The organism is Acidisarcina polymorpha, assembly GCF_003330725.1.
In the GTDB taxonomy this organism is placed as follows: Bacteria; Acidobacteriota; Terriglobia; order Terriglobales; family Acidobacteriaceae; genus Acidisarcina; species Acidisarcina polymorpha.
In genome coordinates, this window is record NZ_CP030840.1 from 2,501,581 (window position 1) to 2,522,826 (window position 21,246).

General features: G+C 59.7%; 15 protein-coding genes and 1 tRNA gene. 8 read left to right on the top strand and 8 right to left on the bottom strand.

Translation table 11 applies throughout. The features are described from left to right. Nucleotides 1–94: 94 nt before the first annotated feature. The 4 genes from ACPOL_RS10830 to ACPOL_RS10845 all read left to right on the top strand — a co-directional run bounded on the left by ACPOL_RS10830 (nt 95) and on the right by ACPOL_RS10845 (nt 4,074). Nucleotides 95–472, top strand: coding sequence for a hypothetical protein (locus tag ACPOL_RS10830; protein ID WP_114207081.1), 378 nt, complete (start codon nt 95–97; stop codon nt 470–472). 66 nt (nt 473–538) lie between these two features. Beyond that, the gene (locus ACPOL_RS10835; RefSeq protein ID WP_114207082.1) at nt 539–2,413 is read left to right on the top strand and encodes an ABC transporter ATP-binding protein; all 1,875 of its coding nucleotides are present in this window, start codon (nt 539–541) and stop codon (nt 2,411–2,413) included. Nucleotides 2,414–2,698: 285 nt separating this feature from the next. Further along, nucleotides 2,699–3,568: a zinc metalloprotease HtpX gene (locus tag ACPOL_RS10840; RefSeq protein WP_114207083.1), complete on the top strand. Its 870-nt coding sequence runs from the start codon at nt 2,699–2,701 to the stop codon at nt 3,566–3,568. A 2-nt stretch (nt 3,569–3,570) separates the two neighbouring features. Continuing rightward, on the top strand, nt 3,571–4,074 hold the full coding sequence (locus ACPOL_RS10845; RefSeq protein ID WP_114207084.1) for a DUF4149 domain-containing protein: 504 nt from the start codon (nt 3,571–3,573) through the stop codon (nt 4,072–4,074). A 365-nt stretch (nt 4,075–4,439) separates the two neighbouring features. Here the strand turns inward: ACPOL_RS10845 and ACPOL_RS10850 are convergent, their stop codons facing one another. Continuing rightward, on the bottom strand, nt 4,440–4,967 hold the full coding sequence (locus tag ACPOL_RS10850) for a DUF6580 family putative transport protein (RefSeq protein WP_114207085.1): 528 nt from the start codon (nt 4,965–4,967) through the stop codon (nt 4,440–4,442). A gap of 215 nt (nt 4,968–5,182) precedes the next feature. Beyond that, nucleotides 5,183–6,319 (bottom strand): metal-dependent hydrolase, encoded by a 1,137-nt coding sequence (locus ACPOL_RS10855; RefSeq protein WP_114210759.1) that lies wholly within the window; start codon nt 6,317–6,319, stop codon nt 5,183–5,185. A 255-nt stretch (nt 6,320–6,574) separates the two neighbouring features. On the opposite strand from ACPOL_RS10855, the gene ACPOL_RS10860 reads away from it, so the two are divergent. Together ACPOL_RS10860 and ligA are read left to right on the top strand one after the other, a co-directional pair. After that, complete coding sequence (locus tag ACPOL_RS10860; protein WP_114207086.1) at nt 6,575–8,116, top strand: DcaP family trimeric outer membrane transporter; 1,542 nt, start codon at nt 6,575–6,577, stop codon at nt 8,114–8,116. A 154-nt stretch (nt 8,117–8,270) separates the two neighbouring features. Continuing rightward, nucleotides 8,271–10,571 (top strand): NAD-dependent DNA ligase LigA, encoded by a 2,301-nt coding sequence (ligA, locus tag ACPOL_RS10865; protein ID WP_236657392.1) that lies wholly within the window; start codon nt 8,271–8,273, stop codon nt 10,569–10,571. A 105-nt stretch (nt 10,572–10,676) separates the two neighbouring features. Here ligA and ACPOL_RS10870 read toward each other — a convergent pair whose 3' ends face one another. The 4 genes from ACPOL_RS10870 to ACPOL_RS10885 all read right to left on the bottom strand — a co-directional run bounded on the left by ACPOL_RS10870 (nt 10,677) and on the right by ACPOL_RS10885 (nt 13,552). Continuing rightward, nucleotides 10,677–11,804, bottom strand: a complete 1,128-nt coding sequence (locus ACPOL_RS10870) for a VWA domain-containing protein (protein ID WP_236657393.1) — start codon at nt 11,802–11,804, stop codon at nt 10,677–10,679. A 24-nt stretch (nt 11,805–11,828) separates the two neighbouring features. Then, nucleotides 11,829–11,905, bottom strand: a tRNA-Pro gene (locus ACPOL_RS10875). A gap of 334 nt (nt 11,906–12,239) precedes the next feature. Next, on the bottom strand, nt 12,240–12,506 hold the full coding sequence (locus ACPOL_RS10880; RefSeq protein WP_114207087.1) for an oxidative damage protection protein: 267 nt from the start codon (nt 12,504–12,506) through the stop codon (nt 12,240–12,242). Nucleotides 12,507–12,802: 296 nt separating this feature from the next. Then, on the bottom strand, nt 12,803–13,552 hold the full coding sequence (locus ACPOL_RS10885; protein ID WP_114207088.1) for an SDR family NAD(P)-dependent oxidoreductase: 750 nt from the start codon (nt 13,550–13,552) through the stop codon (nt 12,803–12,805). Between the two features lie 549 nt (nt 13,553–14,101). Here ACPOL_RS10885 and ACPOL_RS10895 point away from each other — a divergent pair. After that, nucleotides 14,102–14,488: a DUF6869 domain-containing protein gene (locus tag ACPOL_RS10895; RefSeq protein ID WP_114207090.1), complete on the top strand. Its 387-nt coding sequence runs from the start codon at nt 14,102–14,104 to the stop codon at nt 14,486–14,488. A gap of 107 nt (nt 14,489–14,595) precedes the next feature. Here the strand turns inward: ACPOL_RS10895 and ACPOL_RS10900 are convergent, their stop codons facing one another. Further along, entirely contained in the window at nt 14,596–16,290 is a 1,695-nt protein-coding gene (locus ACPOL_RS10900) for a cytochrome c3 family protein (RefSeq protein WP_236657526.1), read from the bottom strand. Nucleotides 16,291–16,493: 203 nt separating this feature from the next. On the opposite strand from ACPOL_RS10900, the gene ACPOL_RS10905 reads away from it, so the two are divergent. Then, nucleotides 16,494–19,838 (top strand): alpha-mannosidase, encoded by a 3,345-nt coding sequence (locus ACPOL_RS10905; RefSeq protein ID WP_236657394.1) that lies wholly within the window; start codon nt 16,494–16,496, stop codon nt 19,836–19,838. Nucleotides 19,839–19,969: 131 nt separating this feature from the next. Here ACPOL_RS10905 and ACPOL_RS10910 read toward each other — a convergent pair whose 3' ends face one another. Then, nucleotides 19,970–21,175 carry a tetratricopeptide repeat protein gene (locus tag ACPOL_RS10910; RefSeq protein WP_161557293.1) on the bottom strand — a complete coding sequence of 402 codons (1,206 nt, stop codon included), beginning with the start codon at nt 21,173–21,175 and terminating at the stop codon, nt 19,970–19,972. Between the last annotated feature and the right edge of the window lie 71 nt (nt 21,176–21,246).

Sequence of the window (21,246 nt, forward strand, 5' to 3'; positions counted from 1 at the left end):
GATTTAGCCTTTTTCTATGATTTCCCATAGCGCTTTACTGGGCTTCCGCGTCTGATGGCACCGCTTCGCTTATGATCGAGAAGAGGCGCATTCGATGGCTCGTATCACGATCTTGTTCGGCATTGTTCTGGTTCTGCTTGGAGGCTTCGGCTATGTGGCGACCGGCAGCCACTTTCCTACGGCCCTGATCCCCTCTTATGTGGGCATCGTGTTGGCTCTACTTGGCTTCTTCGCCTATACCCCGGACACCAAGCGGCGCATGTTATTCATGCATATTGCCGTAACCATCGGCCTGCTGGGGTTTCTAGGCACGGTGAAAGGCGGCATCATTGATTATGTAGCGATGCTGAACGGGCGCCAGTTTCCGCATCCCGCGGCAGTTGAAGAGAAGGCAGCCATGTCGGTGCTGCTGCTGGTATTTGTGGTGCTCTGTGTGCGCTCGTTCGTGGCGGCGCGGCGTGCTCGGGCGTAATCGTATAAGCGTCCCTCAACGTGCCCTCTGACGCTCTGCCAAAATTGAAACGCATACAATCGAGACATGCGCCCTGCTTCAATGATGTCCATGCGCGCCGAGCGGTCCCCTAGCGGTAAAGCGATGACGGCCGCTGCGGGGAGCGGAGAGAAGAAGAAGGCCGACCTGCGCAAGGTAATGCCTGAGGTCTGGAAGCTGATCCGGCCGCGGCGCTGGCTGTTGCTCGGCGGGTTGATGTTGATGGCGATCAACCGTGTTGCGGGGCTGGTTCTGCCGCTTTCGACAAAATATTTTTTTGACAATGTGCTTCATGCAAATGGGAGCAGACTGCCGCTGTTCGTGACCGCGGTATTTACGGCGACGGCGATCCAGGCGATCACTTCTTTTTCGCTGACGCAGCTGCTCTCAAAGGCGGCTCAGCGGCTGATCGCCGATATGCGCAAACAGGTGCAAGAACATATCGGGCGGCTCTCGGTCAGCTTTTATGACGCCAACCGCAGCGGGATGCTGGTGTCGCGCATCATGACTGACGTAGAAGGCGTCCGGAATCTGATTGGAACCGGACTGGTCGAGTTCGTCGGCGGGATGCTCACTGCGGCGATGGCCTTCGGCTTCCTGCTCTATGCGAGCCGGAAGATGACGTTGATTGTTTTCGCGGTCGTGCTCCTTTTCGTTTTCGTGCTGCAGAAGGCCTTCAAGACCATTCGCCCGATCTTCCGGGAACGGGCCAAGATCAATGCTGAGGTGACGGGCCGACTGACAGAATCGCTCGGCGGCATTCGCGTGATCAAGGGCTACCACGCCGAACAACGCGAAGCGTCGGTCTTCGCCGGCGGGGTGCAAAGGCTGCTCGAAAATGTGATGCGCACGTTAACGGCGACGAGCTTGCTTTCCTTTGCCGCGACTTCAGTCATGGGTGTGGTGGGCGGCATCGTGATGCTGCTCGGCGGCCATGCGGTTTTGAATCATCAACTGACTCCGGGAGGATATCTGCAATACACCATGCTGCTGGCCTTCATGGTGGCGCCGGTCTTCCAGGTCGTGAATGTTGGCACCCAACTGACCGAGGCCTTAGCCGGCCTGGATCGGACAGTGGAGATCCTTTCGGAGAAGGATGAATTTGCCGATCCGAATCGCACCGTGACGCTCGGAGAGATTCGCGGCGATATTCGTTTTGACGATGTGCGCTTCTCGTACGAGCCTGACAAGCCGGTGCTGCATGGAGTTTCTTTCCACTCGCGGCCGGGAACGGTGACTGCTTTAGTCGGGTCTTCCGGGTCGGGCAAGTCGACGATCATCTCGCTGGTATGCGCCTTCCATGTGCCGGACTCGGGCCAGGTCCTAGTTGATGGTATCGATCTCTCGACCGTGCGGCTAGATAGCTATCGCGGCCAACTGGGCGTGGTGTTGCAGGACTCGTTCTTATTCGATGGGACGATTCGGGAAAATGTTTTGTTTTCGCATCCGGAGGCGACGGAAGAGCAATTTTTGAATGCCTGCCGCACCGCGCGGGTGGATGAGTTCGCCGAGCGCTTTCCGGAGGCCTACGACACGATTGTGGGCGAGCGTGGCGTGAAGCTCTCTGGCGGCCAGCGGCAGAGATTGTCGATTGCGCGCGCGATTCTTGCGGATCCGCGCATCCTGATCCTGGACGAGGCGACTTCGTCGCTCGACTCGGAGTCGGAGGCAATGATCCAGGATGGATTGAGCTACTTGATGCAGGGGCGGACGACGTTTGTGATCGCGCACCGGTTGTCGACGATTCGCCGCGCCGACCAGATCCTGGTGGTTGAAGGGGGCGAAATCATTGAGCGCGGCACGCATGAGACGCTCTATGCGCTAGGCGGCCGCTACTACGATCTCTATACACGGCAGCATGGACTGGAGATGAATCTCTTCCTGGCGCCTGGCGAGGGCGATCCGGTTCCGCAGGAAAAGTAGGACTTTCCGGAAGCGAATTCAGGGCACATTTTTGGTGAGAAAAGCGCACCTTTTGTGCGCTTTTTGTCGTGCTGGAGAGGGTCTCTGTAGCCCTTGGGTAGGAGTCGACCTATGCCTATAAGGTTTGAAGCCAGCCCGATCCTGACTTGAACCATTTGCGGAAGTCCGAAGGACGGATGGGAGCTGGGTGAATCGAAGAGTCGAAGCAGTTGAGCTCGCCAAGCTTATGAGTTTGGTTCGTGAAAGAATGTTATTAGGTGGTTCTGGAAATGGAGGGCCCCTACGATGAATACCTTCAAGACTGCTTTGCTGCTGACGACGTTGACCATTGGTCTGATGTTGATTGGCGCGTACTTTGGCGGGCGGAATGGCGTGGTGATTGCCTTTCTGGTGGCCGCGGTTACTAACTTCGTCAGTTATTTCTATTCCGACAAGATGGCGCTGGCCATGTATCGAGCGGTTCCGGTTACCCGCGAGGAGCTGCCGCGGGTGTACCAGGTGGTGGAGCGGATGGCGGGCCGGATGAACATTCCGCTGCCGCGCATTTATGTAATCCCGGACGATTCACCGAATGCGTTTGCGACCGGCCGCAACCCGAACCATGCCGCGGTGGCGGTGACGCGGGGCATTCTGAACCTGTTGAACGATGAGGAGTTGGAGGGTGTGCTGGCCCATGAGCTGGGCCACGTGAAGAACCGGGACATCCTGACGAGCTCGATTGCCGCGACTCTGGCGGGCGCGATCACGATGCTGGCGAGCTTCGCGCGCTGGGGCATGATCTTTGGCGGCATGGGTGGCGGCGACCGGCGGGAACGGGGCGGCGGCGGTATTGGCGCGCTCTTCATGATTATCCTGGCTCCGATTGCGGCGACGCTGATCCAGCTGGCGATCTCGCGTTCCCGCGAATATGAAGCGGATGCGACGGGCGCGCATATTACCGGCAATCCTTATGCGCTGGCGAGCGCGCTCGAGAAGCTGGATGCTTATTCGAAGCGGCTGCCGCTGCAGGCTTCGGCGTCGACGGCGCACTTGTTCATTGTGGCTCCGCTGATTACTTCCGGGGGGATTGCGAGCTTGTTTGCGACCCACCCGCCGATCAAGGACCGGATCGCGCGGCTGCTGGGGCGACCGAGCATGACGGGGACGATCGGCTAAGCATGAAGACCCTGATACGCACGATGATTTCGCTGGCGATCGTCTTCTGGCTCGGCGGGCTGCTGTTTTTCCCGGTGGTGGCGGCGGTGACGTTTTCGCACTTGAGCGATACGCATGCGGCGGGTTCGATCGTCGGCGCTTGCTTGCGGATCCTGCATCAGGAGGGTCTCTTCGCCGGCATTCTGCTGGCGGTGTTGTTCATTGCAGCGACCCTGATGGGGGTGTATCCGCGGCAGGTGCTGCGGGGACCGATGTTGATGGTGGTGGCGATGCTGCTGCTGACGGCGGTCTCGCAGTTCGGCATTATCCCGCGCATGGAGACTTACCGGATGGCGGCGGGCGGGGTAATCGATGCGGCGGCGGCTTCCGATCCGAACCGGATTGGCTTCAATCGTCTGCATAGCTTATCGACTTATGTGGAAGAGGGTGTGATGGTGGCGGGGCTGCTGCTGGTGATTCTGCTGGCGCGGGCGGAGGGGAAAGAGTTCCGGTATTCGGGACGTTAGAGGACGAATCTAGATCTATGTTCTAGTTCGACCCTGACGTGGAGTTGTTACCCGAGATTTGTGGTCCAACAGTTGTGACCCCACTCAAGCATGCTTCCGCAGCTCGCCGAATCTGAAGCGTGGCTGAGAGTAGCGAGCGGTGGCGAAAGCTTCGGCGGACAGCCAAAGAAAACGCAGCTGGTGAAACAGGTCTTGCGCTGGTCCCAGGCAGGACTGGCCGGCGACCCTCAAACACATTCCCTTCATAAGGGCGGAGTCCCTTCGAAACGTGGGCCCCCTTCAGGCGGCAGCGCCCCTTCAATACGACCCGCAGCTTGTTCAAACGCTTGCCTTCCTCAGTTGGCCTCTCCTTCATCAGAGGGTCTTTAGAGGGTTTGAGCTTGTTTCGCGGCTTCGTGGTGTTTGGTGTATAGGGGTATGCCGAAGACCAGGCCGGTGACGATGGCGGTCGAGACGAGATCGTTGCGGTAGAAGGGCAGGGCGGCGGTATAGCAGGTCATCAGTCCATTCGCGGTATGCGGATACATCCCTCTCTGGCTGACCCAGACGGCGTAGTTGCTGATCAGGAAGAAGGAGGTTGGGGCGATCGCAGTTGCGGCGGCGATCCTGGCGACGGAGGTCTTGCTGCTGAGCAGGATGGCTCCTAGAACGATGACGGCGGCGTACCAGGCCCAGGTGAGCAGGTAATCCTGTGCTCTGAAGGGAAAGTTGTAGACGTGCGCGGTGAGGTAGTAGTCGGAGAGCGCGAGCAGACCGACGGGAACGATTCCCTGCCAGTGCGGACGGCGTGCACCGAAATACAGCAGCGACCCACCCACGGCGGTGAAGGGCAGCCAGGCATGCGGTACAGCGTGGGCGAGGACCCCGAGAAGCGTTAGGAGATAAGCGAACATTTCAGCCTCAAATCCTCAAATCAAATCCTGGTGGACCCGTATTTTTCATGCTCGAGAGAGCGAGGGTCAAATTTATTGTTTCATATCGCCATCATTGTTGTGGGAGAGTTTGATGCCGGGCTTGTGGTGGCTGAAAGGTTGAGGTCGCTTGGGCTTGCACGGATGACGGGTTCGTTTGGAGGTGCTTGTGGGTTTCGCGGCGGGGGATTGTGGGCTTATTTCTGTTCCCGTCCGCTGAGAACCATGGCCTCGACCTCCCGGTTGGGCCCGATGTAGACGGATCCTGAGAGCGGAGGGGCGCTGGCGTTGCGGAGCGGTAAGGTTGTCGAGGAGAAACGCAGATCGCGGAACTCGACGGTGTGCCAGTCGAGCGGAATCGGCAGCGGCAGGTTAGGGATTGTTTCGGCACCGGGGGCGGGCTGGCTGCCCAGGTCGGTGACCAGCGGCCAGCTTGACCAATCCAGGTAGGCCCGGCCGAGCCAGGAGCGTTTCGCGGTCAACGTGGCAAGGGTGACGGGCGGCTTGTAGAAGACCTGGCCAGAGTCGGTGTCGACGCTGTCGGCGCGAGTGTCGATGGCGGCGGTCTGGTAGAAGTCGGCGGTTTCGGCGAGCCCCTGCCAGTGAAAGGGATTGAGGGGGTTGGGTTCGGCGGCAACTCGAAGGGTGGGTTCGACGAGGGTGTTGGCGCGGAGCAGGTTGAGGGCGCGCTGGTGCTCGGCGTTGCGGACGGTGTAGAGGACCGCAATGAAGGCAAGGGCAGCAATGGCCCAGCCGCGTCCGCGAAAAGGCTGGCGCTGGGCGCCGATCTCACGATCGGCGAGGCCAAAGATCGAGGGCATGAGCAGCGCGGCGATGAGCGCGATCCACATCAGCGGCTCATAGATGAAGACGATGTCCCAGGAGTACCAGCGCGGGTTGAAGGGGAAGAACGGGCGGAGTCCGTAGTTGTTGGTGAAGTCGAGCAGCAGGTGGCTCAAGGCCGCTATCAGCGAGAAGAGCCAGAGGAGGAACCAGTTGGGCTCTGGTCCACTCGATCTGGAAGAGGGCTTGTTGGGGGCACCCTGACTGCTCCGAGTTGCGGCGGAGCCATGAGACTCTCGCGATTCGCGGAGATGGTGCCAGGCGTAGACGACTCCGGTGACGGCGAGGGCGACGAAGGGTGCGCCGAGGAAGGTGTGGGTGATGCCGCGGTGATGTTCAAAAGCGGCGACGGGACCGGCGAATCCCCAGAGCACATCGAGGTCGGGGGCTTCCGCGGCGAGGGTCATGGCGAGGGTCGCGTAGGCGGTGCGGCGGTTGAAGCCGGCGCGGGCGAGGCAGGCTCCGGTAAGGAAGTGAGTTACGGGTTCCATGACGATCCTGTTCGGAGAGTAAAGCAAAAGCGGGGTTCCCGCGAGGTTGCGTTCGGCCGCGGTGTAGGACTGAGGCCGGGACTCAGGCGGGGACTGAGTCTCGCGGTATTGTGTGGCTCGAGTGGACGCCTCTGAGTATAGCTCTTGGATTTGTGTCAACAATTTACGGGGGACGCGGCAGGATGCGGCTAACCTGATACCGGCTTCGGCGGGGTTGCCGCCGCTGGCGCAGTTGAGGGTGGTGCGGAGAGGCGAATGTCGCGAAAGACGATCTCTTTATGGTTGGCGTGGTGTCTGGCCGGTACGGCCATGGTGGCGAGTGCGCAGTCACAGGGGGCGGGTGCCTCGCAGGGCGGCGGGAGAGGCAATCCGAGTATCGACGTCCAGGGTATCGACGTCCAGGCGCTGCGCGAGGAGATGCGGGCGATGGAGAGCCAGATGGAGCTTCTTCAAAACAACCTCAACCGCATGCGGGCGAAATTGGACGCGGTAGGAGCGGCGGCTTCGCTTCGTTCGGGCGGGGCAGTTCCTGGACCGGGAGTTTCTGGTGTGGCGGCCTCGGGAGCGGCGGCGGCGGCAGACTCGCAAACAGCGTTGGCACAGCCTCCGCCACCGGCGCCGAAGGAGAAGCGGCAGATGCCGGCGCCTCGGGAGATGATCTCGCAGGAGCTGAGCGCTGCTCCGCGAATCGACAATGCTCCTTATGGAACGGAGTCTGGCGAGATCATGATTCCCGGTACGGAGATTGGGGTGCGGCTGGGCGGATTTGCGCGGGTGGATATGATCCGTGATCTAAAGCCGGCGGGCTTTGCGACCGGGTTTATTCCTTCGACGATCCCGATTGGCCCGACGCTGGCTGGAGACGATACGCGGCTGGACATCAACCAGTCGCGCATCAGCATGGACATCCGGAGGCCGACCAGGTTTGGAACGCTGCGGGTCTTCTATGCCAATGACTTCTTTGGCGGGACGACCAGCGATCCGATCTATCATCTTCGCGACTTGTATGGCCAGGTGGCGAATGTGCTGGCGGGTTATACGGATTCCACGTTTCTCGATGTGGATGCGACGCCTGAGACCTTGGACAATCAGGGGCCAAACGGCAACACGACCGGTTCGGCGGCGCAGGTGCGCTACACGCACCCGTTCGGGCGCGGGCATAGCCTGGCGATCGGCGCGGAGGGAGCGGTGGTGGACGTGGATGCGAGTCCAGACGACGCTCAGTTCACCTCGCAGATCCCGGACATCGCGCTGCGCTACCGTTATGAGGCGGAGAAGGGGCACTTCCAGTTTTCCAGCATCTTTCGCGATATTCAGGGGAATGTGGGTGGGTTGATCCATCCCCATGTTTTTGGATGGGGAGTGACGGCGGCGGGGACGCGGACGATGTTTTCGCGAGATACGGCTTTGTTCCAGTTCACCTATGGGAGCGGGATCGGCCACTACTTGTCGGACCTGGTTGGCGAGGGTTCTGACGTGACGATCGACGGCGACGGCGAGCTGGTGACACTGCCGGCGCTGGGCGGGTTCGGGGGCTACCAGCACAGTTGGAATGCGCGGTCTCGTTCAACGCTGACTTATGGCTATACGAAGATCGACAACACCTCGGCACAGGATGCGACGGCCTTTCACAGCAGCCACTATGCGGCGCTCAACTATATCTGGAATCTGGATAAGACGATCTCGTTCGGGGGAGAATTTCTCTATGGGCGGCATACCCAGTTCGACCGCACGGCGGCGGACGCGACTCGGCTGCAGTTGAGTATTCAGTACGATTTGTTTCCTTCGGAGCGGTGATGGGGTGCAGGCATACCAAAACACTGTGATCCGGTGATTTGAATTTGGCTCACGTTAGGGTGCCAGGCTAGCTTCGCGGGCTTCGGTTTGCGAAACCAGGTTACCCGCTGTTGTGGCTCCGGATTGAGTTCAATTCCTTTCTATAATCCTCTGCATGAGTTCGAAGAGTGTTGCGGGAGAAGTCGGGCAGCAGTTGGAGGATCTGCGGGAGCGGATTCGGCACCATGAATATTGCTATTACGTGCTGGATGCTCCGGAGATTTCGGATGCGGCATTTGACGCGTTGATGCGGGAGTTGAAGGCGCTCGAGGCGGAGCATCCGGAGCTGGTGACGGCCGACTCGCCGACCCAGCGGGTGGGCGGCAAGGCGGAGGGCAGCTTTGCCAAGGTGGCGCATTCGCGTCCAATGCTCTCGATCGACAATGTGAACAGCGAAGAGGAGCTGCGCGAATGGGTGCGGCGGGTGGAGGAGCTGGCGGCGAAAATGCCGAATGCTCCGGCGGTGAGCTTTGTTTGCGAGTACAAGCTGGATGGGTTGTCGATGGCGCTGCATTATGGGCCATCTGGCGAGTCGGTAGAGCTAACGAAGCTAAACAGCGGACAGCTAACAAGCGGTCAGCTTAAGAGCGAGGAGCTTAACAGCGAGGAGCTTAAAACCGGACAGCTTAACAGCAAGGAGCTTAAAACCGGACAGCTAACAAGCGGTCAGCTTAAGGGCGAGGAGCTTAATAGCGAGGAGCTTAAAGCCGGACAGCGGGGGGTTGATGGGGCGGCTCATCTTTTGCGGGCTTTGACTCGGGGCGATGGGACTACTGGTGAGGACGTTACCGGCAATGTGCGGACGATTCGCTCGGTGCCTCTTTCGATTCCGGCGGCGAAGTTGAAGGCGGCGGGGCTGCCTTCGGCGTTTGAAGTTCGTGGCGAGGTGGTGATGCCGGTGGCTGCGTTCCTGCGCTGGAATGAGGAGCGGGAGGCTGCGGGATTGGCGGCGGCGGCGAATCCTCGTAACGCGGCGGCGGGGACGATCCGGACCAAAGAGCCGAATGTGGTGGCGCAGCGGCGGCTGGATTTCTATGGATATTTTGCGTTGACGGCGGCGGGTGCGGATGGAGAGGCGCGGCCTGGCGGCGAGAATCTTTTTGCCGAGCAGCATGAGGCCTTGGACGCGCTGACGGCGGCGGGCTTTCGGGTGAATCCGCACCGGGAGGCGGTCCAGGATGTGGAGGGGCTGCTGCGGTTCATCGCCAAGGCGGAGTCGCAGCGGGCGACGCTCGGCTACGAGATAGACGGCGTGGTGATCAAGGTCGATTCGGCGGCGCTGCAGCAGCGGCTGGGGTATACAGGTCGTGCTCCGCGGTGGGCGGTGGCTTACAAGTTCACGGCCCGGTCGGGAATTACCCGGGTCGAGGACATCCGGATCCAGGTGGGGCGAACGGGGAAGCTGACCCCGGTGGCGGTGCTGACGCCGGTCTTAATTGGGGGCACGACGGTGAGCCGGGCGACGCTGCACAACGCCGACGAGATTGCGCGGTTGGGATTGAAGATCGGCGACGAGGTGCTGGTCGAGCGCGGCGGCGATGTGATCCCCAAGGTGGTGGAGGTGATGCCGGCGCGCGATGGGGACGCGGTGGAACGCCGGGAGTTTGCTTTTCCGGAGAACTGCCCAGTGTGCGGGAGCGCGGTGAAGCGGGCGGAGGGCGAGGCGGATTACCGCTGCGTAAACGTGGATTGTCCGGCGCGGCTGCTCGAGAGCCTGCTGCATTTTTCGGCGCGCAAGGTGATGAATATCGATGGTCTGGGCGAGGCGCTGGTGGCGCAATTGCTTGAGAAACCGGTGGTGGATGGCCATCCGGTTTCGAGTATCGCCGACTTGTATTCGCTCGACGAGGCGGGGTTGTTGTCGCTGGAGCGGATTGGCAAGAAGACGGCGGACTCGTTGCTGGCAGAGATTGCGGCTTCGAAGAAGGCATCGCTGGCGCGGGTGCTTTTTGGGCTGGGGATCCGGTTTGTGGGAGAGCGGACGGCGCAGCTGCTGGCCGAGGAGTTTGGTTCGATGGATGCTTTGATGGCGGCGTCGGCCGAGGAGCTGGAGCGGGTCAACGAGGTGGGGCCGCGGGTGGCGGCGGCGGTGCGCGAGTTTTTCGATGAAGCGCGCAATGTGGAGCTGATCGAGAAGCTGCGGGCGGCGGGGTTGACGTTCACGGCGGAAAAACGGAAGCGGTCGTCGGAGTTGGACGGGCTCACGTTTGTGCTGACCGGGACCTTGGCGGGGATGACGCGCGAGGATGCCAAGGCGAAGATCGAGGCAGCGGGCGGCAAGGTCTCCGGATCAGTGAGCAAGAAGACGGATTACGTGGTGGCGGGAGCGGAGGCGGGTTCGAAGCTGGAGAAGGCGCAGGGGCTGGGGGTCAAGATGCTGGATGAGGCGGGTTTGGTGGGGTTGCTGGGCGGGTGACGCTCAAGGCCAGGGTAGAGTTGCATTTCCCAGACCTGAGAGAGAGCCACAGATCCGAGAGTACCCAGGTTAGCTTCGCGAACCTGGGACACCCAGCTGAATATCTTAGCGCTTTGGCGCGAAGTAGCCTTTGCTGACCCGGACGGTGTAGCGGCGTTGGTTGCAGTAGAGGTAGATGGGGCGGAAGGAGCCGTCGGGTTTGAAGTCGGCGGGGCGATAGGCGAGGGCGTACTGGCTGCGGAGTTCGTCGCCGATGTCGTGGAAGCCGTTGCTGATGTCTTCGAGGCGCTTGGGAAAGAAGGTGATACCGCCGGTCGAGTCGGTGATCTTCTGGAGGACATCGTCGCCGCGTTCGCGGCTGGGGCTGGTGTTGGTACTGATGGCGTAGACGATGGTTTCGGCGCGCTGGCACATCTTGATGGCTTCGTCGAGATAGACGCGGCTCTGATTATCATTGCCGTCGGAGACGAGGACGAGGGCCTTGCGGGTGGGTTCCTGGCCGCGGGCGCTGTCGGCGAGCTTGTCGCGGCAGGCGGTATAGACGGCGTCATAGAGCGCGGTGCCGCCGCCGGGGCGGAGGGCGTTGATGCCGGTTTCGAGCAGATCGAGGTTGTTGGTCCAATCCTGCTTGAGATCGGGCGTGACGTCGAAGCCCATGATGAAAGCTTTGTCGCTGCGCGGCTTGATGGTCTGGAGGATGAACTCGGTCGCGGCCTGCTGTTCAAACTGGAAGCGCTGGCGAATCGAGGTGCTGGCGTCAATGAGCAGGCCGACGCGGAGAGGCAGGTTGGTCTGCTGTTGGAAGCTGAAGACCTGGGCGGGGGCTTTCTGATCGTCGAGCAGGGCGAAGTCGTTGAGTTGCAGGTCCTTGATGAAGTGACCCTTGGAGTCGGTCACGGTAAAGATCAGATAGACCTCATTGACGTTGATCGGAATGGTGTATTGCGGGCTGTTGGGATTTCCAGTGTCCTGGCCGGGGGGTGCGGGAGCCGTTTGCGGCGCGGGCGGGTTCGGCGGAGTGGCCGCTGGGGGTGGTGTCTGGGGATTCGACGGCTGGGGATTCGCCGGAGTGGAGGACGATGGCGCGGCGGGACTGGCGGTCTGACTGGAGGCGGCGAGAGCCGTCGCGCCGAGCAAGGCTAACGTGAGGGCGCAGGCGAGCTTCCGATTGTGCTTCATCATGGGTGGAGTCAGTTTACAGCGGGAAGGGTGAGTCGTGCTGAGAGTGGTCATGCTTCGATGGCGGGGTTGATTCGATGGTCGGGACGACTGGATTCGAACCAGCGACCTCACCCACCCCAAGGGTGCGCTCTACCAGGCTGAGCCACGTCCCGACGGCTTTACAGCTTGGTGCAAGCTTGGGCGGCGAGCCCAGACCTCCACCACGTTCGGACAGATTCAAGTGTACATGAGGGATGGGGAGAGTTGGGTTGATGGACGGTTCGATGAAGTTTTTCTAAGCAAGCCGCCGGGTCTTTGGCACGTCTCTTGCGACTCGATCAGAGAGCGGATTTCCTCAGAGAGTCATTTGAGCAGCCTCTAAAGAATCATAGCCAGAACCGCAGCCGGATGTGCCGCCGGCTCCGAGCCCTGGCTGGAGTGAGATTCTGGCTGCCCAGCAAAGGAGCACGATCTCCGAAAATGGCGGCGAGATGTGATGCCGCGACCTCAATGGCCGGAGGGTGGAACGTATTCTTTGGGCAGGGCGGCGCCGTCGCCGAAGAAGTAGCTTTGCATTTGTTCGACGAGAAATTCCTGCGACTCGCGTGTCCAGGGTTGGAGCCGGTACTCATTGAGCAGCATCTTCTGGTGCTCGACCCATTCACCCCAGGCTCGTTTGGAGACGTTGTTATAGATTTTGTGGCCAAAATCGCTGTCGAAAGGTGGCTCGTCGAGGCCTTCGAGTTCCTGTTTGTACTTCGCGCAGTAGACCATGTGTGCCTTGCGGTGGGGAATTCTCCTGTCATTGGCTATTGTAACGGGAGATGGGGGCGAGTCGTGCTTAGGCGAGCCAAGGGGGAGGTCCGTGTTTTCGGGAACCAAGCTTCTGAGACCGAGCCTTCTTGAGGCCTAGCTTCTAAGAGAACCGAGCTTCTAGAGGATGCAGGCTTGCGCGCAAGTACAGATGGAGTCATGTGCGGGAAGTGAGTGCCATTGAGTTCGGCAGGCTCTCCTGAGGAAAAGACCTGCCGAGTTTAGTTCAATCGATCACAGTGACCGATACTTCTGGCTTAGCGGACGCCGCCTGAAGCGAGCAGGGTCTCGCCGGTGAGCCATCCCGAGTCGGACGAGGCGAGGAAGACGGCGATCGGAGTGATGTCGCCGGGCAGGCCGGTGCGGCCGAGCGGGGTTTGCGCTACTAACTGGGCCTCAAATTCACCGCCGACGGTACCGGCAGTATGCGTTCCTTCGGTCTCAACCAGACCGGGATTCAAGCCGTTGACGCGGATCTTTCGCGGCCCCAGCTCCTTCGAGAGCACATGAGTCACCGAGTCGACCGCGCCCTTGGTGGCGGTGTAGACGGTGGTCGAGGGCGGATTCAACGTGGTGATGGTCGAGCCGATGTTGATGACGCTTCCGCCTTCGGGGCTGAAGTGCTTGACGGCTTCCTGCGTGGTGAGGATCAGACCGAGGACGTTAAGGTTGAAGTGCGAGTGGAAGTCGGCCTCGGTGATCTCTTCGAGCGCGGCGAACTTGTAGATGCCCGCATTATTCACGAGGATATCGAGCTTACCGTAAGCCCGCTTGGTCTCGGCGAAGAGGCGCTGAATGTCGGCGGTCTTGGAGACGTCTCCCTGCACGGCGATCGCTTTGCCGCCCTTGGCGATAATCTCTGCAACGACCTTGTCCGCGCCTTCTTTACTTGACGCGTAATTGACGACAACGGCGGCGCCTTCCGCGGCGAGGCCCTTAGCAATATCGGCTCCGATGCCCTTCGAAGCTCCGGTGACGACTGCGACTTTATTGGTTAGCTTGCTCATTGTCTTCTCCAGTTCAAACCTTTGGTTGTTAAACAATTTGATAACCGTCTAATTGATGAGCCTGAGAGGAGGAAAGGTTCAGGAATGTTAGCGGGCTCTGCATCTGGCGTGTTTCTCTGAGAGCTGGCGCGCGGGTTCCTGCCCGACAGTCCAGACCCCGACTGGGTCAGTGCCTGCTCCGGAAAGTGTAGCTGATCACCAGCGGGGACAAGGGGATTGAATATGGCGGCGTCAAGCGCTTCGCTGGGGCCGAAGCCGTGCTAAGGTTCTCTCGTTGGCTGCTACGTGTTTGAAGGGGGCAGAATGGGCTTCCCCGGTGTCAGCTCGCCACAAAATAGCCAAACTTGCCGAGACTCTTTCGATAGGCATAGGGAGCGATACGCATGTCGTCAAGGCCAGATGCTTTGATGGCGGAGTGTCCATAGAGATTCAAGCGATTCCAGAGTATTTTCTTTTCAGTTTGCGAATTCCGCAATAAAGGGAGAGCGTAAGCGACGCGCAAGATTTTCACACGGGAAGTTTGGTTTTGCGACCAAATAGGACGGCACCATGGCTGCGCACAGAGAGCTTGCTGAGGCTTATCTTCGGAGCCGGAACAGCGAAGCAGGAAACTTCGATGATTTCTGGGCCTTTGAGGAAGTTAGCGAAATCGTCCGGCGTGACCCCGAAGTGGGATGGGAGGTGATCACTATTCTGCTGGAGATGGCCACGACAGATGAGGTCCTTGCCCACGTCGCCGCAGGGACTCTAGAGGACTTGCTGACAAAACATGGGCTAGTAGTGATTGACAGGATTGAATCCCTCGCTCGTCGCGATCAGCGCGTACAACTCGCTGTGAGCGGCGCATGGATCAATTCATCCGATGAGATTTGGCCTCGATGGAATTCAATGATGGAAGAGTTTGGTTTCCGCAGCGGCAGACGCGCTGCTTTGTAATGTGAATGGGTTAGTCAGCGTAGTTATACCCTATCTAATGTAAGTCTCGGGAGTGGGCGGTAATCCAGGTCTTTTCGACAATACTGTTCCACCCTCATCAACTTGTGTTATGGATTTTCTAACTTCAGCTGAGGATGCTCTGGGATACATTGTTGCTGGCCGGTTTGAATGGCGTTGAGCTTTCTCCTTGCCCCCGGAGCGTCCGGGCTGTATTGCAAGACTGTGGTCCATACACTTATCGCGCGGCTTTTCTCCCCCAGCAGGCATTCGATGGTAGCTAGATTTTGCCCCAGGGCGAGTACGTCTTGATTGCGCTCGAATGCCGGGCGCCATAGAGATGCGGCCGCGGCAAGGTCGCCGGACTTGGCCAGCAGAGTACCGAGGTTGGTGGTTGAAGGGAGTGAATCGGGGTCTTGCTTCAAGACATGCCGGTAGAGGCTCGTGGCGCGGCTGCTGTCGCCGTCCGATTCGGCAAGAATGGCAAGCGCCTGCAGAACGGCGGGATCGTCGGGCGACGCCTGGGCGGCCGCGGTAAGCAGCGCCAGGGCGCGCTTCTTCTCTGCCGGATTTCCGTTTACGGTGAGATCGTAGTAGGCGAGGGCAACGTTACGGGGGCTTGTGCCGGCGGGCAGGATTGGCACGAGTTCTCTGGGACGATCGTCAAAAGAGCTGAGTAAGTTGTCTTGACCAGGCTGGCGGCGGATGCGGTGATCCGTCCAGGCGACATGGGCGATGTTCTGGGCGCTGGTTTTGGGCATGTGGCAGCTGGTGCAGTCCCGCCGATCGGGGAAGTGGGTGCTCGCATATCTGGCCGCCGTATGACAGGTCAGACACTTTGCGCGGTAGTAATCAACGCGCTCGGCTGGAGCCGGTGAGCGATGGGGGTCATGGCAGTTCATACAAGACATGGCCGAGCCACTGGCCTGTTTGCATTTGCTGGAGGTGAATTGCTCGATCTCGCTGACGCCGCGCTCGGTCGTATTCTCCCGCTCGTATGCGAAGTAGGAGATGTAATCGGCGATGTCCTGGCCTGGCTGGTAGTCGAGAGCCGAGCGGCCGCGGTGCTGGACGTTGGTCGCGCCCTCCAGATGACAAGCGATGCAGATGGAATCGCGCTTTTCTGCTTCGAGCTTGATGGGGTTGACGACGGCAGCTACTCCACTGGTCGCCACGTGTCGGGTGCTATCGCCGTGGCAGCTTTCGCAAGTGATGCCGGTGTGGAGGAAGGGCAAACCTCGATAGCGATTTTCAGTACCGGGGTCGACGGGTTGAGCCGCGCTCATGTGGCAGCGCAGGCAGCCAGAGTCGACGGGGAGGGCGTCGGGAAGACGGGTGACTCTCTCGAGGCCAGGCTTCATGGCATAACTGTCGGTAGCCGGGTAGTAGGCGACCGGGGACTCCAGCAGATACTGATTCTTTGAGTAGAGATAGGTAATCCCCAGATGACCCGACCCGAGAAAGTATTCGAGTTGCTCGCGGCCATTGAGGCCATCGCTGCCGGGTTTTCGATAGCTTAGCCAGGCGGAGTGTCCGTCGCTTGAGACCTGGTACTCGACCGCGGAAGGTGAGTGCAGGAAGACACCGGGGATGAGGCGTTCGCCGGCCAAACCGCTGGCGTTGGCCATGGGCGTCGTAAGGTAGCTGCGAAAGATCGACTGATGACATCTGCCGCAGGCGGCGTCCGCCTCACGCACCGGCGTGGCGCTCTGGCTGGCTGCTTGCGCGCCCGGCAGGAGGGCCCGAAAGAGCAAGGGCAGGAGACAGATTGCGAGCCGGCATTGGTCCACGGAGACGCCCTGCATGAGCAACAATCATAGCTCCTTATAGAATCGTGGTGCGGCGCGCAGTCTAGTCGGAGGATGGGGTCCCGTTCTTTGGATGGCGTTTTATGGCGCGAGGTGGAATCGTTTCCATTTTGGCAGGCCGCTCATCTATAATCCGTCCGAAACCCGTTCCACCAGAAAAAGCTTTGCAGCACGCCGTAGCTTTCCATAGGAGATTAACAGTGAACTCTCGACGCAGGCGCTTCCTGCCCATGACCGGCTTTTCCAAGCTCTCCGCTATGGCCATCGTAGCCGTGGCCATGCTGTCCGTACTTCCCTGCTTTGCACAGTCGCCGGAGGAAGTTGCCAAGCTCACCCAGGCTTTGCCCGCGAACACGAGGACGGTGGTCGACCGGTTGGACGAACTCAACGAGCTGCCTCTGGCGAGTTGGCGCTTTCATTCGGGGGATGTCCCGCATGGCGAGGCGACGACGCTCGATGATTCCAGCTGGCAGCTAGTGGAGCCGAAGAGCAACGCGGCCAAAGATGCGGCATGGTATCGCAAGGAAGTCGAGGTGCCGAAGACGCTCCACGGCTACGACCTGACAGGAACGCGGATCTGGTTTCAGTTCCATGCCTATGCCAACGGGCCGATGCCGCAGATCATCTACTTCAACGGGCGGCGGGTTGCGATGGGCGACGATCTTGAACCGATTGTGCTCTTCGACGACGCGAAGCCCGGGGACAAGATCCTGATTGCGGTGAAGCTGCTGCAGACGGTCGACGATAAGCGTTTCGGAGGAGCGGATGCCCGGATCGACTTTGCTGCCAGCCGGCCCAATCCTGAAGATCTGCGTAAGGAATTCTTGTCAGCCGCGGTGCTGCTGCCTTCGCTGGCGCCGGGGTCTTCGACGCAGATCGATACGCTGACGAAAGCGATGGAGAGCGTCGATCTGAAATCGCTTGCTGCTGCGGACCAGAAGACGTTCGATGCGTCGCTGGTGAGCGCACAGAGTCAGATGGAGACGCTTCGCCCGCTCCTGCAGCAGACGACGCTGCATTTGACGGGTAACTCCCACATCGACGCCGCGTGGCTGTGGCCGTGGACGGAGACGGTCGATGCGGTCAAGCGCACGTTCGGTACAGCGGCGCAGTTGATGAACGAATATCCGAGCTATACCTACACGCAGTCCGCCGCGCAGTACAACCAGTGGATGGCAGACAAGTATCCTGCCTTGAACGACCAGATCAAACAGCGGCTCGCGGAGGGGCGTTGGGAAATTGTGGGCGGCATGTGGATCGAGCCAGACCTGAACATGCCGGATGGCGAGTCTCTAGTTCGCCAACTGCTGGTGGGACAAGCGACCTTCAAGAAGCTTTATGGAGTTACTACGCGCATCGGATGGAATCCAGATTCGTTCGGCTATAACTGGCAGTTACCGCAGATCTACAAACGGTCGGGATTGGATTATTTCGTCACTCAGAAGATGACCTGGAACGATACCAACCAGCTACCTTTCAAGCTGTTCTGGTGGGAGTCGCCGGATGGCAGCAAGGTGCTGACTTACTTTCCGCATGACTACGCTAACAACAATCTCAATCCTGTGAGGCTGTCGGCAGATCTGGCGACGGCGCGGGAACGCTCCCCGGGCATGACCGAAATGATGGACCTCTACGGCATCGGCGATCATGGCGGAGGCCCGACTCGCTCGGTGTTAGACGAAGGACTGCATTGGATGGAGCCCGGCAAGGTCGTGCCTAAGATGGAGTTCGGCACGGCGCAGCCATTTTTCTCGAAGGTGGAGAAGCAGATCAACCCCGACTCGCCGACCTGGAATTATGTCTCGATCGCCAAGGGAGATACCAAGCTACCTGCACCGGCGGCAGGACAAATGTCGATTCCTACCTGGAAGGACGAGCTTTATTTTGAATATCACCGTGGCGTGATGACCACCCAGGCCGACCACAAACGCAACATGCGGGAGAGCGAAGAGTGGCTGCTGAATGCGGAGAAATATTCTTCGCTGGCGTGGCTTGACGGACGTCCTTATCCGGCGGCTGAATTGACAGATGCGTGGAAGCAAGTGCTCTTCAACCAGTTCCACGACTTAGCTGCGGGATCCGGTATCGGTATCATCTACAAGGAAGCGCAACGCGACTATGATCGTGTGCGCTGGACGGCCAATGAGACCTCTCACGGAGCCCTCGAGACCCTCGAGGCCAAGGTGGATACGCGGACGAAGGCGGGTGTTCCGGTATTTGTCTTCAACTCATTAGCGTGGGAGCGATCGGGCGAGGTCGCGGTCGACGTGGAACTGCCTTCAAGTGCCGAGTCGCTTTCGGTGCTGGATAACCATGGCAAGGTGTTGCCCTCCAAAGTCATCTCGCACGAGCCTGGGACGAATCGCTATCACGTAATGGTCCAGGCAGGGATGGTCCCGTCGATCGGTTATAAGGTGCTGCAAGTAGTGCCTGGAACGCGCTCGTTCGACAGCGACCTGAAGGCGAACGGCACGACCATCGAGAACTCCGCGCTACGGGTGACGGTGGATCCGCAGACAGGCTGCATTACATCCATCTTCGACAAGAAAGCTAACTTCGAGACGCTTGCGGCCGGCGCTTGCGGCAACGAGTTACAAGCCTTCAAGGACACTCCGAAGGACTATGACGCCTGGAACATCGATCCAGGAACACTCGATCAGCCGCCGACACTGATCCATGCTGTCGATTCGGTGAAGGTGGTGGAGAGCGGCCCGATGCGCGCTTCGATCCAAGTAGCGCGGACCTGGCAGAGTTCGAAGTTCGTTCAGGAGATTTCTCTAGACGCCGGAGGTGATGAGGTCAAGGTCACAAACGACATCGACTGGCACGAGACGCACGTTCTGTTGAAGGCGGCGTTCCCAGTGGCGGCGACCAGCGACAACGCGACTTATGAGATACCTTATGGAACGATCAGCCGCCCGACGACTCGTAACAACAGCTGGGAGAAGGCGAAGTTCGAAGTGCCGGCGCTTCGCTGGGGGGACCTGGGGAATGCGCAGCAGGGGCTAAGTCTGATCAATGAAAGCAAGTACGGCTATGACGCGGTGGGGAATGTTCTACGGCTCTCGCTGTTGCGTTCGCCGGTCTGGCCGGATCCGGATGCGGACCGCGAGCATCACCACTTCGTGTACGCTCTCTATCCGCATAGCGGCGATTGGAAGCAGGCGTTCACGGAGCGGCGCGGTTATGAGCTGAACTATAAGCTGACTGCGATTCAAGTGCCCACGCACAGCGGCCAAATGCCGGCGGAGCATTCTTTCTTCGGCGTGCATGGCGACAATGTGGTGCTCACGGCAATCAAGAAGACCGAGGACGGTAATGGGCTGCTCTTCCGGTTCTTTGAGTGGGCCGGCAAGGACGGGCAGGTTACGCTTCATGTGCCTGATGGCGCGACGAGCGCCACGGTCACGAACCTGATGGAGACACCGGAGGGATCTCCGCTGACAGTAAGTGGCGGTGATGTGACGGTGCCAGTGACTCCTTACCAGATACAGACTGTGCGGGTCGACTATCCTGCGCAGCAGTCAGCAGGAAGCGGCCAGTAGCTGGCAAGTAGAAGCGTCGAGCGCGGCAGGTCATCCATTAGCCTTTGGGACCTGTCGCGGGCGTCGAAGTCCGTTCGCCTCATTTGCAACACAAATTGCGTCTTCACGCTATAGTGACTGTTTTGTCTGCCTTAATGCGCGGCGTTCTTGATGTTAATCACATCGCTTGCTTGCGCGGCGGTTGCTTCACTGGCCTCGCGCTGCAGCTTTCCGTAGGTCTCTATTTCTTCGCGGGCCTCTGAAGACTTGCCAAGGGCTTTGTACGCTTTGGAGAGAAGGTAGTGGATCGACGGCTCGTTCGGGCTATCCTTCTCGGCGAGGAGCAGATCATCTATGGACTTTTCGGGCTGCCCGAGCTTGATCAGCGCACTTGCGCGATCGACTCGGGCCTGCATCAGGCTGCCGCAGAGCTCGACCGCCTTGTTTAAGTGAGGTAGAGCCTGATCGGCCGGCTGGTTCGCCGAGAGAATGGTATTTCCCAACTTCCACTGCGTTGTGCAGTTCTCCGGATCATTTTGTAACTCGGCTTCAAACTCGGTCCGGGCGGAATCCCACTTACCCTCCAGCCAGAAAGCATTGCCGAGATGATAGTGTGTGCCTGGTTGGCTGGGAGCTGCTTGAACTGCCTTGTTATACTCTGCCAACGCGCCGTCGTAGTTCCGCATGCTCTCGTCTATCTCGCCGGCAACCTCATGAGCAGTTACGGAGTTAGGATCGATGGCATTGATCTTTCCCAGCGAATCTTCCGAGAGCTGAAGATAGGTCTTGCCGAGGAGATACCAGGCCTGCTGGTCGTGTGGATTACGGGCGAGATAAGTGCGTAGCCGCCCGGTGGCCTCTTCCTTTTGGCCGGTGGCGATCAGCAGACGGGCGAGCGCCATCTCTGCATTATCGTCGGCGGGGTTAGCGGCGAGCGCTTTTTCGAGTGCGGCTTTCGCTTCGTCATTCTTGCCAAGATGGAATTCGCTGATTCCGAGCATTGCTTGCGCGGTGTTCATAGCCGGATCGACGGCCAATCCTTTCTCGAGGACTTCGGCCGCCTGGGCGTAGTTATGCTGGTTGAAATACAGCATGCCGAGATTGTTGTAGGCCGGGGCCAGATGGGGAGCGAGCTTTAGCATTTTCTGATAGTGCGCGATCGCTGTCTGGATGTCTCCGCTTTTCTGCGCGGCTTTGGCTTCCGCGTAGAGTTGTTGCACTTCGGGCGTGACTTCGTCGCTCGGATCCTGAGCTGCTGCTTTCTTGCACAAGAACGCGGGTGTAGCGGTGATCAAGACGAGCGCCAGGGAGGCGCGCATCGAGCGAGAGCCGAAGCTGGAGATGCGGAAGGGACTCATGACCACCTCATTATAGGATTGCTGTTGCGGGTCTCGCTGCAGAAGAAAATGCGGGCCGCTATTGCAGCCCG